The sequence below is a fragment of the Pseudomonas sp. GCEP-101 genome (assembly GCF_025133575.1).
Taxonomy (GTDB): domain Bacteria; phylum Pseudomonadota; class Gammaproteobacteria; order Pseudomonadales; family Pseudomonadaceae; genus Pseudomonas; species Pseudomonas nitroreducens_B.
This window is the reverse complement of record NZ_CP104011.1, coordinates 516,868-529,308: the sequence shown is the minus strand read 5'-3', so window position 1 is coordinate 529,308 and position 12,441 is coordinate 516,868. Positions and strand designations below refer to the sequence as shown.

General features: G+C 66.4%; 12 protein-coding genes. 8 read left to right on the top strand and 4 right to left on the bottom strand.

Annotated elements, in window-relative coordinates; genetic code table 11:
• Window positions 1-91 precede the first annotated feature (91 nt).
• From N0B71_RS02430 to N0B71_RS02420, 3 genes are all read right to left on the bottom strand, one after another.
• Complete coding sequence (locus N0B71_RS02430; RefSeq protein WP_259757053.1) at window positions 92-1,030, bottom strand: GGDEF domain-containing protein; 939 nt, start codon at window positions 1,028-1,030, stop codon at window positions 92-94.
• 151 nt (window positions 1,031-1,181) lie between these two features.
• Complete coding sequence (locus N0B71_RS02425; RefSeq protein WP_259757052.1) at window positions 1,182-3,074, bottom strand: acyl-CoA synthetase; 1,893 nt, start codon at window positions 3,072-3,074, stop codon at window positions 1,182-1,184.
• Between the two features lie 31 nt (window positions 3,075-3,105).
• Window positions 3,106-3,759: an alpha/beta hydrolase gene (locus N0B71_RS02420; RefSeq protein ID WP_259757051.1), complete on the bottom strand. Its 654-nt coding sequence runs from the start codon at window positions 3,757-3,759 to the stop codon at window positions 3,106-3,108.
• A 512-nt stretch (window positions 3,760-4,271) separates the two neighbouring features.
• Between N0B71_RS02420 and N0B71_RS02415 the strand changes: the two genes are divergently transcribed.
• From N0B71_RS02415 to pcsA, 5 genes are all read left to right on the top strand, one after another.
• Window positions 4,272-5,300 (top strand): amino acid ABC transporter substrate-binding protein, encoded by a 1,029-nt coding sequence (locus N0B71_RS02415; protein ID WP_259757050.1) that lies wholly within the window; start codon window positions 4,272-4,274, stop codon window positions 5,298-5,300.
• Window positions 5,301-5,418: 118 nt separating this feature from the next.
• Window positions 5,419-6,603: an amino acid ABC transporter permease gene (locus tag N0B71_RS02410; protein WP_259757048.1), complete on the top strand. Its 1,185-nt coding sequence runs from the start codon at window positions 5,419-5,421 to the stop codon at window positions 6,601-6,603.
• A gap of 10 nt (window positions 6,604-6,613) precedes the next feature.
• Entirely contained in the window at window positions 6,614-7,711 is a 1,098-nt protein-coding gene (locus N0B71_RS02405) for an amino acid ABC transporter permease (protein WP_259757043.1), read from the top strand.
• A 12-nt stretch (window positions 7,712-7,723) separates the two neighbouring features.
• A complete protein-coding gene (locus tag N0B71_RS02400; RefSeq protein ID WP_259757041.1) occupies window positions 7,724-8,500 on the top strand; it encodes an amino acid ABC transporter ATP-binding protein in 777 nt (258 codons plus the stop codon).
• Window positions 8,501-8,845: 345 nt separating this feature from the next.
• Entirely contained in the window at window positions 8,846-9,541 is a 696-nt protein-coding gene (gene pcsA, locus N0B71_RS02395; RefSeq protein WP_259759719.1) for a phosphatidylcholine synthase, read from the top strand.
• Window positions 9,542-9,742: 201 nt separating this feature from the next.
• Here pcsA and N0B71_RS02390 read toward each other — a convergent pair whose 3' ends face one another.
• Window positions 9,743-10,699, bottom strand: coding sequence for a GlxA family transcriptional regulator (locus N0B71_RS02390; protein WP_259757039.1), 957 nt, complete (start codon window positions 10,697-10,699; stop codon window positions 9,743-9,745).
• A gap of 123 nt (window positions 10,700-10,822) precedes the next feature.
• Between N0B71_RS02390 and N0B71_RS02385 the strand changes: the two genes are divergently transcribed.
• The 3 genes from N0B71_RS02385 (at window position 10,823) to N0B71_RS02375 (ending at window position 12,382) form a co-directional block, all read left to right on the top strand.
• Complete coding sequence (locus N0B71_RS02385) at window positions 10,823-11,308, top strand: nuclear transport factor 2 family protein (protein WP_259757031.1); 486 nt, start codon at window positions 10,823-10,825, stop codon at window positions 11,306-11,308.
• A 70-nt stretch (window positions 11,309-11,378) separates the two neighbouring features.
• The gene (locus tag N0B71_RS02380) at window positions 11,379-12,080 is read left to right on the top strand and encodes a glutathione S-transferase C-terminal domain-containing protein (RefSeq protein WP_259757029.1); all 702 of its coding nucleotides are present in this window, start codon (window positions 11,379-11,381) and stop codon (window positions 12,078-12,080) included.
• Window positions 12,077-12,382: a GIY-YIG nuclease family protein gene (locus tag N0B71_RS02375; protein WP_259757028.1), complete on the top strand. Its 306-nt coding sequence runs from the start codon at window positions 12,077-12,079 to the stop codon at window positions 12,380-12,382. The genes N0B71_RS02380 and N0B71_RS02375 overlap by 4 nt, the downstream gene beginning before the upstream one ends.
• The last annotated feature ends 59 nt before the right edge of the window (window positions 12,383-12,441 follow it).

Sequence of the window (12,441 nt, the reverse complement as noted above, 5' to 3'; positions counted from 1 at the left end):
GCGGGGCGCACGCGCATTGCGGATGTCGGCGCGGCGGGCAGGTTGCAGGGGCGGCAGCGACGGCGGATGGGCGCAGCAAAGACCCGCGGCGTCAGCCGCAGAGGCAGTTGCGGCCCTTCTGCTTGGCCTGGTAGAGGGCGCTGTCGGCGCGCAAGATCAGGCTCGGCAGGTTTTCCTGGATGTCCATCTCGGCCAGCCCCAGGGACACGGTGACACCGGGCAGCACGCCCACCGGCGAATAGAAGGAGGCGATCTGTTCCAGGCTCTGGCGCAGGCGGTTGCCGATGCGCCGGGCTTCGTCGATGGCGATTTCCGGCAGGAGGATGACGAACTCCTCGCCGCCGTAGCGCGCCATGCTGTCCTTGGGCCGCAGCTGGCTGCGCAGGGTATGGGCGACCAGGCACAGGGCGTAGTCGCCGGCCAGGTGGCCGTGCTCGTCGTTGTAGTTCTTGAAGTGGTCGACATCGAGCATGAGCATGCACATCGGCTGTTCGTTGAAGGCGCAGCGCGTGCTCTCGCGGTCGTAGATATGCTCCAGCCAGCGCCGGTTGAACAGGCCGGTGAGGGTGTCGATGTTGGCGTTCTGCTCGGTGTCGAGGATGATCCGGTTGCCCTGGCGCACCCGCTCGCAGAGCACCGCGAGCAGGTTCTGCATGACCTGCGGGGAATGCTCGAACAGGCCGATCAGCGCTTCGCGGTGCAGGCGCAGCACGGTGGTCGGTTCGCTGGCGACGACGTAGGCGGAAGGGTGGTCGCTGTCGATGAAGCTGATTTCGCCGGCGCAATCGCCCGGATGCAAGGTGCTGACCGGCTGGTTGTCCAGCGAGCCCAGGTACACCGTCAGGTGCCCGGAGAGGACCATATAAAGGAAGTGGTTGCGGTTGAACGGTGACAGCAGGATTTCCCCGCGCTCGAGTTCACAGGCGCGAAAGTCCTTGAGCAACTGCTGCAGGTTGGCCGCGGCCACGTTCTGGAACAGACGCAGGTGCTGGAGCTGGCGGATGTCCTCGTTCCACTGCGCGGCTTTCATGGCGCAGCGGAATTCGGGGGGCGGCTGATGATGTGCACGACTGACTCTCCCTGTAGTCCTCTTCGCACATTGAGCCATCAGTATTAGTCAGATTTGAGTACTGGCAATTCGCGTACAGGCCCGGCCGACCGGCGGTCGGCCGGGTGTTTCATCAGTGTTCCAACAGTTCCAGGTGCACCGCGTAACCGCCCAAGCGCTCGGCCAATGCGGCGCGCGAGTCTAGGTCGAGGCCGCCGACGAAGAGGCGGACTTTCTGCCCATGGCGGTCATCGGCCACCACCTCCACGCGCGGTGGCGGGGACAGGTGGCGGGTCTCGTCCTCGAACACACGACGAATGGCATCCAGGCGCAGCGCCGGCTTGAAGGTCTTGCCCACGGCGGTGACCGGGATGGCGTCCAGCAGCCAGACGTCCTTGGGCACCGCCGCGCGTTCGGGCACGTGGCGGGCGGCGTGCTCCAGCAGCTCCGCCTCGCTGACCTGCATGCCCGGCTTGAGCTGGATGTAGGCCACCGGCAACTCGCCGGCCTTCAGGCACGGCTTGCCGACGGCGGCCGCCAGGGCCACGGCGGGGTGGCGATGCAGGGCTTCCTCGATCATCTGCGGGTCGATGTTGTGGCCGCCGCGGATGATCAGGTCCTTGCTGCGCCCGGTGAGCCAGATGTAGCCATCGGCATCGATGCGGCCCAGATCGCCGGTGTTGAACCAGTCGCCGTCGATCCAGATGTCCTTGTTCTTGCTGGCCTGCAGGTAGCCCTTGAACACGGTGGGACCGCGCAGGCAGAGGGTGCCGATCTCGTCCACGGCGGCGTCGCGCAGGTACTGGCCGTTGCCGTCGAGGATCACCGACTTCACCTCGCAGTAGGGCAGACGCAGGCCGATGGAACCGGGCCGGCGTTCGCCGCCGCGCGGGTTGCAGCTGGTGCCGCAGGTGCCTTCGGTCATGCCGTAGCCTTCGATGACCGCCAGACCCGTCTTCGCCTCGAACTGGCGGATCAGCTCCACCGGCATGGGCGCCGCGCCGCACAGCGCGAAGCGCAGGCTGGAGAGGTCGCGGCCCTCGCTGGGCACCTGCAGCAGGGCGGCGTAGATGGTCGGTACGCCGCTGAAACTGGTGACCTTGTAGCGTTCCACCAGCTTCCAGAAATCCTGGATCAAGGCGGGGTTGCGATAGCCCTGTGGGCCGGCCAGCAGCACCTCGCCGCCGCGCATGAAGGGCGCAAGGCCAGTCACCATGACGCCGTTGACGTGGAACAGCGGCAGACCGCAGAGCAGCACGTCGTGGCCGTCGTAGTCGGCATTCAGGCCCATGATCTCGGCCATCGCCACTTCGTTGAAGTGGCTGTGCGGTGCGAGCTTGGGCGTGCCGGTGGTGCCGCCGGTGTGGAAGTAGGAGGCGACTTCGTCCGGGCCGATCACCCGGCCGCTTTCCAGGTGGTCGTCCGGGCACTGGGCGAGCAGGGCGTCGAAGTCCAGCACGCCCTCGGGCAGCGCGCCGCGGGCGGCCTTCAGCGCCGCGCGTTGCGGCTCGGGCAGCAGGTTGGCGATATCGACGGTGACGATGGCGTTCAGCTCCGGCAACTGCCCGCGCAGGCCGGCGACCTTGTCCCAGAGATCGGTGCCGGGGAAGGGCGCCAGGGTCACCAGCACGCGGGAGTCGGCGGCGCGCACCAACTCGGCGATGTGCTCGGGGTCGAGCAGCGGGTTGATCGCATTGACGATCCCCGCCGCCTCGCCGCCCCAGATCACGTAGTGGGTCTGCGGCAGGTTGGGAAGCAGGAACGACACCGCGGTGCCCGGCCGCACGCCCAGGCGGTGGAAGGCATTGGCGGCCTGGGTGACGCGGGCGAACAGCTCCGCGTAGCTGACCTTGAGCGGCTCCTCCGCCGCCGAGCCCTGCAGCAGGAAGCTCAGGGCGGTGGATGGGCCGTACTGCTGAGCCGAGCGGCGCAGCAGTTCATAGGTGTTGGGCGGCAGGTCGCGGTCCTGCAGCGGGACCTGTTCCAGGGCTTCGACGTCACGCAGGCTGCTAATCGGGGCGTTCATGCTTCTTCTTGTTCTCCGCAGGGTCAGGGGATCACAGGCGCTCCCGCAGCCAGGCGCCGATATCGCCGAGTTCCTCGTTGCTCACTTCATGGCTCATCGGGTAGGTGCGCCACTGGGCGGGCACCTCGTTGGCCTGCAGGAAGTCGTACGCGGCGCGGCCCATGGGCAGCGTCACGACGTCGTCGAAAGTGCCATGCAGGCAGAGCGCGGACAGTTGTCTTTTTGTAGCCGGCAACGTTATGTCGTCACTGAATGTCGGGCCATAGGTGGACAGGGCCATGACCCCGCCCAGCTCGCCGTCCCAGCGCAGGTAGCCGGTGTGCAGCACCACCGCGCCGCCCTGGGAGAAGCCGGCGAGGACGATGCGACGCGCCTCGATGCCCTGGTCGATCTGCGCCTGGATCAGGGCGATCACGCTGTCGGCCGAGGCGTTGAGCTGGTCTTCGTCGATGGCGCGCGCCGGGGACATGGCGCGGATGTCGTACCAGCTGGGGGCGGGCATGCCGTTGAACACGGTGACCGGACGGGTCGGCGCCTGGGGCAGGATGAAGCGTGTCGAGGTGAAGCTGCGTTGCAGCATCTGTGCTACCGGCTCGAAGTCGTAACGGTCGGCGCCCAGGCCGTGCAACCAAATGACGCAGGAATCGACGCGCTGGCTGGGTTCGAGGATCAGGGGCTGGGTCATGGAGGCTCCAGGATGGGGCGGGCGCTCTAGGAAGGGGCGCCGCGCGCGGGATCGGGTAGGTGGGGCATGCAAGAAGATGTCGCATGGCCATAACTTGTGGGACTTGACTGCACGAAATTGTGAGAGCGTTCCTGAGCTGGTACGCCCCTTGCTATCGCAACCGTAGGCTGTGCGGCCCCGTTTTCCGGTAACACTCTACCGACCCCATCCGGAAAGCTGTACTGGAAGTGGCGCCGCGAAAGTCTTGGGCTGTTTCAGGGCCCGCCGTGCTGGCTGCGGTCAACAGCCGGCGCGGCGGGCCTTCGCCTTCACGCAATGATCCCTTGATGACCCGTTCCGGCGCGCATGACCTGCGCGCTCGAAGGTGTGTTCGCGGCGTCCGTAGGATTTTTCACAGGCCGTCTAGACTCACCTTCAGGTCTCCATCCCGTTTGTTGTCTTGCTGGTGCCTCACGAGGGTACGGCGGTGGAACCGGGACTCCAAAACACTAAAAAAGCAACGGAGAAGATCGATGAAGATGGTGAAATCCACCCTGGCAGTGCTGACCACCGCCGCCGTGTTCGGCATCAGCGGGCTCGCCCATGCCGGTGCCACCCTGGATGCAGTGAAGAAGAAAGGCTACGTGCAGTGCGGTATCAGTGACGGTCTTCCCGGCTTCTCGTATGCCGATGCCAAGGGCCAGTACAAGGGCATCGACGTGGACGTCTGCCGCGCCGTGGCGGCGGCCGTGTTCGGCGACGCGACCAAGGTCAAGTACAGCCCGCTCACCGCCAAGGAGCGTTTCACCGCGCTGCAGTCCGGCGAGATCGACATCCTCTCGCGCAACACCACCTGGACCAGCTCGCGTGACAGCGCGATGGGTCTGAACTTCGTCGGCGTGACCTACTACGACGGCCAGGGCTTCCTGGTGAACAAGAAGCTCGGCGTCTCCAGCGCCAAGGAACTCGACGGCGCCACCGTGTGCATCCAGGCCGGCACCACCACCGAGCTCAACCTGTCCGACTACTTCCGCTCCAACAACCTCAAGTACACCCCCATCACCTACGACACCTCCGACGAGAGCGCCAAGTCGCTGGAGTCCGGCCGTTGCGACGTGCTGACCTCCGACCAGTCGCAGCTCTACGCCCAACGCATCAAGCTGGCGGCGCCGGATGACTACGTGGTGCTGCCGGAGGTGATCTCCAAGGAACCCCTCGGCCCGGCCGTGCGCCAGGGTGACGAGGAGTGGTTCGACATCGCCCGCTGGACGCTTTACGCGATGGTCAACGCCGAGGAACTGGGCATCAACTCGAAGAACGTCGAGGAACAGGCCAAGAGCACCAAGAACCCGGACGTCGCGCGCCTGCTCGGCGCCGAGGGCGACTACGGCAAGGACCTCAAGCTGCCCAAGGACTGGGCGGTGCAGGTCGTCAAGCAAGTGGGTAACTACGGCGAGATCTTCGACCGCAACGTCGGCGACGGCAGCGAGCTGAAGATCAAGCGTGGCCTCAACGCCCAGTGGAACAAGGGTGGTCTGCAGTACGCACCGCCGGTGCGCTGACCTGACCCGTTCCGGCGCCCGGAGTGTGGGCGCCGGAGTGTTTCGAACGACGTGAAGCCTGTCGGGCGGTCGCGGGCGTAGCCCGTGCCCGCCCGGCGCGGCTTGCGAGAGGGCTTACATGCAGAATTCCATCAAGGCCCAGCGCCCGCGGGGGGTATCGCTCAACGATCCCGTCGTGCGCGGCTGGGCATTCCAGATCATCGCCGTCATCGCCGTCGTGGCGGTCGGCTGGTTCCTCTTCGACAACACCCAGACCAATCTCGCCCACCGCGGCATCCAGTCCGGTTTCGGTTTCCTCGACCACAGCGCCGGCTTCGGCATCTCCCAGCACCTGATCGACTACAGCGAAAGCGACACCTACGGACGGGTGTTCCTGGTCGGCCTGCTGAACACGCTGCTGGTCACGGTGGTGGGGATCTTCTTCGCCACCGTGCTGGGCTTCATCCTCGGTGTGGCGCGGCTGTCGCCCAACTGGCTGATCCGCAAGCTGGCGACGCTGTACATCGAGACCTTCCGCAATATCCCGCCGCTGCTGCAGATCTTCTTCTGGTACTTCGCCGTGCTCGGCCCGCTGCCGAACCCGCGGCAGAGCATCAGCTTCGGCGACCTGTTCTTCGTCAACAACCGCGGCCTGCAGATGCCCGCGCCGATAGCCGCCGACGGCCTCGGCCCGTTCATCGTCGCGGTGATCCTGGCCCTCGTCGGCTGGACGGTGATCTGGAAGTGGGCCAAGGCCCGCCGTCATGCCACCGGCAAGGCGTTCCCGGTCTTCCTCAGCGGCCTGGCGCTCTTGATCGTGCTGCCGGGCCTGGTGTCGCTGGTGGCCGGTGCGCCGTTCCACTGGGACGTGCCGGTGCTGCAGGGCTTCAACTTCCGCGGCGGCTGGGTGGTGATCCCGGAGCTGGTGTCGATCATCCTCGCGCTGTCGGTCTACACCGCCGCCTTCATCGGCGAGACGGTGCGCGCGGGCATCCAGGCGGTCAGCCACGGCCAGACCGAGGCCGCCGGCTCCCTGGGCCTGCGCCCCGGGCAGACGCTGCGCCTGGTGATCATTCCGCAGGCGCTGCGGGTAATCATTCCGCCGCTGACCAGCCAGTACCTGAACCTGGCGAAGAACTCCTCGCTGGCCGCCGCCATCGGCTACCCGGACATGGTCTCGCTGTTCGCCGGCACGGTGCTCAACCAGACCGGCCAGGCCATCGAAACCATGGCCATCACCATGAGCGTGTACCTGGCCATCAGCATCAGCATTTCGCTGCTGATGAACTGGTACAACAAGCACATCGCGCTGGTCGAGCGGTAGGGGATATTCCATGACGACGCATACCTTCAAGCCCGACCTGCCGCCGCCCGCGATGAGCGTGGGCGTGCTCGCCTGGCTGCGCGCCAACCTGTTCTCCAGCTGGTTCAATACCCTGCTGACGCTGGTCGGCCTCTACCTGGTCTACCTGATCCTGCCGCCGCTGCTGGAGTGGGCGATCATCAAGGCCGACTGGACCGGCAGCACCCGCGCCGACTGTTCCCGCGAGGGCGCCTGCTGGGTGTTCATCGGCTCGCGTTTCGGCCAGTTCATGTACGGCTTCTACCCCGAGGAGCTGCGCTGGCGCGTAGACCTCACCGTGCTGTTCGTGGTGTTCGGCGCGGCGCCGCTGTTCCTCAAGCGCTTCGCCTACAAGGTGAAGTACGGCCTGGGCTTCCTGGTGGCGCTGCCGATCATCGCCTACTGGCTGCTGCACGGTGGCTTCCTCGGCCTGGAAACCGTGCCGACCAGCGCCTGGGGCGGCCTGATGCTCACCGTGGTGATCGCTGCGGTCGGCATCTGCGGGGCGATGCCGCTGGGCATCCTGCTGGCGCTCGGGCGGCGTTCGAAGATGCCGGCGATCAAGGTCATCTGCGTCACCACCATCGAGTTCTGGCGCGGCGTGCCGCTGATCACGGTGCTGTTCATGTCCTCGGTGATGCTGCCGCTGTTCCTGCCCGAGGGGATGAACCTGGACAAGCTGCTGCGGGCCATGGTGATGGTGGTGCTGTTCGAGGCCGCCTATATCGCCGAGGTGGTGCGCGGCGGCATGCAGGCCATCCCCAAGGGGCAGTACGAGGCCGCGGCCGCCATGGGCCTGGGCTACTGGCGGACCATGGGCCTGGTGATCCTGCCGCAGGCGCTCAAGCTGGTCATCCCCGGCATCGTCAACACCTTCATTGCGCTGTTCAAGGACACGAGCCTGGTGATCATCATCGGCCTGTTCGACTTCCTCAACAGCATCAAGCGCGCCACCGCGGACCCGGCCTGGCTGGGCATGGCCACCGAAGGCTATGTGTTCGCCGCGGTCGTCTACTGGATTTTCTGTTTCGGCATGTCCCGCTACTCCATGCACTTGGAGCACAAGCTGGACACGGGCCACAAGCGTTAGGAGCGATTCATCATGTCTGAAGCCACCAACAAGACCGCACAGCCGGCCATCGGCGATCACGTGATGATCACCATGAAGGGCGTGAACAAGTGGTACGGCCAGTTCCACGTGCTCAAGGACATCAACCTGGAGGTCAAGCAGGGCGAGCGCATCGTGCTCTGCGGGCCGTCCGGCTCGGGCAAGTCCACCACCATCCGCTGCATCAACCGCCTGGAGGAACACCAGCAGGGCAGCATCGTGGTGGACGGCACCGAGCTGACCAACGACCTCAAGCAGATCGAGGCGATCCGCAGCGAAGTCGGCATGGTGTTCCAGCACTTCAACCTGTTCCCGCACCTGACCGTGCTGCAGAACTGCATCCTGGCGCCCATGTGGGTGCGCAAGATGCCCAAGCGCCAGGCCGAGGAAATCGCCATGCATTACCTGGAGCGCGTGCGCATCCCGGAGCAGGCCAACAAGTTCCCGGGCCAGCTCTCCGGCGGCCAGCAGCAGCGCGTGGCGATCGCCCGCGCGCTGTGCATGAAGCCGAAGATCATGCTGTTCGACGAACCCACCTCGGCGCTCGACCCGGAAATGGTCAAGGAAGTGCTCGACACCATGATCGGCCTGGCGCAGAGCGGCATGACCATGCTCTGCGTGACCCACGAGATGGGCTTTGCGCGCACCGTGGCGAACCGGGTGATCTTCATGGACAAGGGTGAGATCGTCGAACAGGCGCCGCCGGATCAGTTCTTCGACAACCCGCGGTCGGACCGCACCAAGCTGTTCCTCAGTCAGATCCTGCACTGACGCAGGGCTCTTCGTAGGAGCGAGCGTGCTCGCGAACCGCCCGGCGCCTGTGTGCCCGGGAACCGCGTTGGCGAGCAAGCTCGCTCCTACAGGAGATGGCGCTCTTCTTCCTCCGACGAGTCCCGCTTCACGCTCGTCTCCCCCGATGGCACGTCCAGCCCTTGACGGCGTATGCTGCCGACTCCACCGCCGCAGGGCGCGCTGCGGGAAAACCCGGCTGAACTCGGCCGCCTTCCCGGTGTTCCCATGTGCTGTGGTCTGTCAGGGATGAGCTACCGTTTCAGGGAGCTCCCCTGCATCGCCGTCCAAAGGAAGAGAGCCGACGTGAACCTGATCCTATCGCCAATGAACCTCAGCAAAGCCAAGGCCTGGGGCGCCCACGCGGTGACCTCCAGTGGTGTCATCCTCGCGCTGCTGGCGCTGCTCGCGCTGGTCGACAACAGGCCGCAGGCCTGCCTGCTGTGGCTGGGCGTGGCGCTGCTGGTGGACGGCCTGGACGGCACCCTGGCGCGCAAGTTCGACGTCAAGGCGGTGCTGCCGCACTTCGATGGCTCGACCCTGGACCTGGTGATCGACTACCTGACCTACGTGTTCATCCCGGCGATCTTCATCTACCGCTACATCCCGCTGCCGGTGCACACCGAGCTGCTGGCGGTGGGGGTGATCCTGGTGTCCTCGCTGTTCTGCTTCTGCAACGTCAACATGAAGAGCAAGGACAACTACTTCGTCGGCTTCCCGGCGGCGTGGAATGTGGTGGCGGTGTACTTCTTCGTGCTCGACCTGCACCCCTGGGTGAGCTTCGTCACCGTGCTGGCGCTGGCCGCGCTGACCCTGACCCGCATGAAGTTCCTGCACCCCTTCCGGGTGCGCCAGTTCATGCCGCTGAACATCGCCGTGACCTTCATCTGGATGCTCAGCAGTGCGCTGCTGATCCTCCAGCACCCCGTGGACCAACCCTGGCTGCTCGGCCTGTGGTTCGCCGCCTCCGCCTACTTCGTCGGCGTCTGCGTGTGGCGCACCGCAATGGAGTGGTTCCACTGACCGACCGCGGTATCGCGGTTTGCTTCCACGTAGGATGGTGTGGAGCGAAGCGATACCCATCGATACCCGTTTCCACTCAGCCGTCGGTCGACGGCTCTTCGTAGGAGCGAGCTTGCTCGCGAGCGGATTTCCCGGCGGCGTTGGCGTTGGGCGGTTCGCGAGCAAGCTCGCTCCTACAGCCACCCCATCATCCAGCGGGTTTCAAGCCTGCCGCCCCAGCAGCCGCTGCCGGAAGGCCCCCGGCGTCTCCCCGCATACCTGCTTGAACAGCCGCGCGAAGCTGGCCCGGTCGGCATAGCCGACGTCGCTGGCGATGCGCTCCAGCGACCGCCCCGGATCACCCAGCGCCTCCTGCGCCGACGCGATGCGCAGGCGCTGCACATAGTCGTTCGGCGACATGCCCACCTGCTCGCGGAAGCGCCGCAACAGCGTGCGCGTGGAGCAATGCACGCGCTGCGCAAGCGAGGCGAGGTCGAAGGGCTGCGCGTAGTTGTCGTCCAGCCAGGCCAGCAGCGGCTGCAGCGGTGAGCCTGCCGGCAGCGGGTCGGGCAGAAGGGGCGTGAAGCGCCGCTGGCGGCCGCGCCCGTGCTCGAACACCAGGGTCGCCGCCGCGCGCCGCGCCAGTGCCGCGCCGGCGTGGCGCTCGATCAGGTACAGGCACAGGTCCAGCCCGGCCTGGGCGCCGCCGGAGCAGAGCCGGCCCTGGTCGTCGGTGCACAGGGCGTCGATGTCCAGCCGCACCTGGGGATAACGTTCGCGGAAGGCCGCTTCCAGTGCCCAGTGCGTGGTGGCGCGGCGCTCGTCCAGCACGCCGGCTTCGGCCAGCAGGAAGGCGCTGCTGCACAGGCTGCCCAGCTCCACGCTGGCAGGCGCATGTCGCAGCCAGGCGAGCAGCGCCTGGTTGGCGGCGAGGGTGGCGGCAACGTCCGCGCCGGTGGCAGGAATCAGCAGCAGGTCGCAGCGCCCGGCGAGGTCGAGGCCGCCTTCCACTTCCACGCGGCCGAACGGCAATGCCACCGGCGCGCCATCGGCGCTGACCCGCAGCACCTCGAAACGCCGCGCGCCGGCCAGGCGGTTGGCGAGGTGGAAACTGTCCATGGCCAGGCCGAGGCTGGAACACAGGGTTTGCGGGCAGACGAACAGGGCTATCCTGAACATGGCGTCTCGCTTTGCTCGGGCGATGAGGTGGCGGTATCGATCATAATGTTGTCGATATTGCCAATCGTGTCCAGTCGATCTCGCCGCGATACTGCCCGTATTCCTTCCGACACGAGCGCCACCATGGCCCATGCCAACGCCCAGTTGATCGAACGTTTCTACCAGGCCTTCCAGCGCCGCGATGGCGACGCCATGGCCGCCTGCTACAGCGCCGACGTGCACTTCAGCGACCCCGTCTTCACCGACCTGCGCGGCGCCGAGGCCGGCGACATGTGGCGCCTGCTCACCGCCCGTGCCCAGGACTTCTCGCTGACCTACGAGGGTGTCACGGCGGATGACACGCGCGGCTCGGCGCGCTGGGTGGCGTCCTACACCTTCACCCAGACCGGTCGGAAAGTGATCAATCACATCCAGGCACATTTCCACTTTCGCGACGGATTGATCTGTCAGCACGTGGACAGCTTCGACCTGTGGGCATGGTCGCGCCAGGCGCTGGGCGCCAAGGGAGCCCTGCTGGGCTGGGCGCCACCGGTGCAGCGGGCGATTCGCGCGCAGGCCGCCAAGGGGCTCGCGGCGTACCGCGCACAACGCGGGGCGAATGCCCGATAGCGGGCATTGGTGCTCGCCCGTGGCGGCTGGATAGGCTTAAATGACAGGCGACTGAAAGCCGGACGCCGCCATGATCACACTTTTCCAGTTCCCGCCCGCCTTCAACGTACCCAACGTCAGCCCCTTCTGCCTGAAGCTGGAGACCTTCCTCCGCCTCGCCGGGCTGGAGTACCAGGTCAAGCCGGTCATGGACCCGCGCAAGGGGCCCAAGGGCAAGCTGCCGTTCATCACGCTGGACGGCAAGCCCATCGCCGACACGGCGATCATCATGCGCACCCTGCAGCAGTACTACGAATTCGACCTCGACGCCGGCCTCGATGCCCGGGGCCGTGGCTGGGCGGTGTCGATCACCCGCCTGTGCGACGAGCACCTGGTCCCGCTGCTGGTGTACTTCCGCTGGCTCGACGAGCAGGGCTTCCGCCAGGTGAAGGACGTGATGCTGCGCGGCATCCCGGCCCCCCTGCGGCCGCTGGTGGGGGTGATGCTGCAGCGCAAGATCCGTGGCGACCTCAAGGGCCGCGGCCTGCTGCGCCACACCCGCGAGGAACTGCTGAGCTTCGCCCGCGACGACCTCGAGGCCCTCGACGGCATGCTCGGCGACCTACCGTACTTTGGTGGCGCCCAGCCTTGCAGCGCCGATGCCGCCACCTACGGCGTGCTGGCCAACCTCGTCCTCAGCACCCTGGAAACGCCGCTCAACGACATGGCGCGCAGCTACGAGCGCCTGGTCGCCTACTGCGACCGCATGCAGGCGCGGGTCTGGTCGTCGTGACGGCCGCCGCGGCCAAGCCCTGGTTCGTCTACCTGGTGCGCGCCGAAAACGGCGCGCTCTACTGCGGTATCAGTGACGACGCGCAGCGCCGCTTCGAGGCCCATCGCAGCGGCAAGGGCGCGCGCTTTTTCCATTCCAGTCCTGCGCAAGCCCTGGTCTATGTCGAGGCCTGCCCCGGCAAGGGCGACGCCCTGCGCCGCGAACGGGCGATCAAGGCGCTGAGCAAGAAGGCCAAGGAGCGCCTGGTGCTGGCCAATCCCTTCACCATCAGCGCCGTGGATGTCGTCCCATCCGAGGGATGAGGTAGGAGTCGTCCTACGTACGGGTTAAGCTGCCGGACCACCAACCGGCCGCTGGAGCC

Excerpts from the sequence above, each read along its gene's own strand:
- N0B71_RS02430 (WP_259757053.1), bottom strand. The coding sequence starts at position 1,030 with ATGAAAGCCGCGCAGTGGAACGAGGACATCCGCCAGCTCCAGCACCTG.
- N0B71_RS02425 (WP_259757052.1), bottom strand. The coding sequence starts at position 3,074 with ATGAACGCCCCGATTAGCAGCCTGCGTGACGTCGAAGCCCTGGAACAG.
- N0B71_RS02420 (WP_259757051.1), bottom strand. The coding sequence starts at position 3,759 with ATGACCCAGCCCCTGATCCTCGAACCCAGCCAGCGCGTCGATTCCTGC.
- N0B71_RS02415 (WP_259757050.1), top strand. The coding sequence starts at position 4,272 with ATGAAGATGGTGAAATCCACCCTGGCAGTGCTGACCACCGCCGCCGTG.
- N0B71_RS02410 (WP_259757048.1), top strand. The coding sequence starts at position 5,419 with ATGCAGAATTCCATCAAGGCCCAGCGCCCGCGGGGGGTATCGCTCAAC.
- N0B71_RS02405 (WP_259757043.1), top strand. The coding sequence starts at position 6,614 with ATGACGACGCATACCTTCAAGCCCGACCTGCCGCCGCCCGCGATGAGC.
- N0B71_RS02400 (WP_259757041.1), top strand. The coding sequence starts at position 7,724 with ATGTCTGAAGCCACCAACAAGACCGCACAGCCGGCCATCGGCGATCAC.
- pcsA (WP_259759719.1), top strand. The coding sequence starts at position 8,846 with ATGAACCTCAGCAAAGCCAAGGCCTGGGGCGCCCACGCGGTGACCTCC.
- N0B71_RS02390 (WP_259757039.1), bottom strand. The coding sequence starts at position 10,699 with ATGTTCAGGATAGCCCTGTTCGTCTGCCCGCAAACCCTGTGTTCCAGC.
- N0B71_RS02385 (WP_259757031.1), top strand. The coding sequence starts at position 10,823 with ATGGCCCATGCCAACGCCCAGTTGATCGAACGTTTCTACCAGGCCTTC.
- N0B71_RS02380 (WP_259757029.1), top strand. The coding sequence starts at position 11,379 with ATGATCACACTTTTCCAGTTCCCGCCCGCCTTCAACGTACCCAACGTC.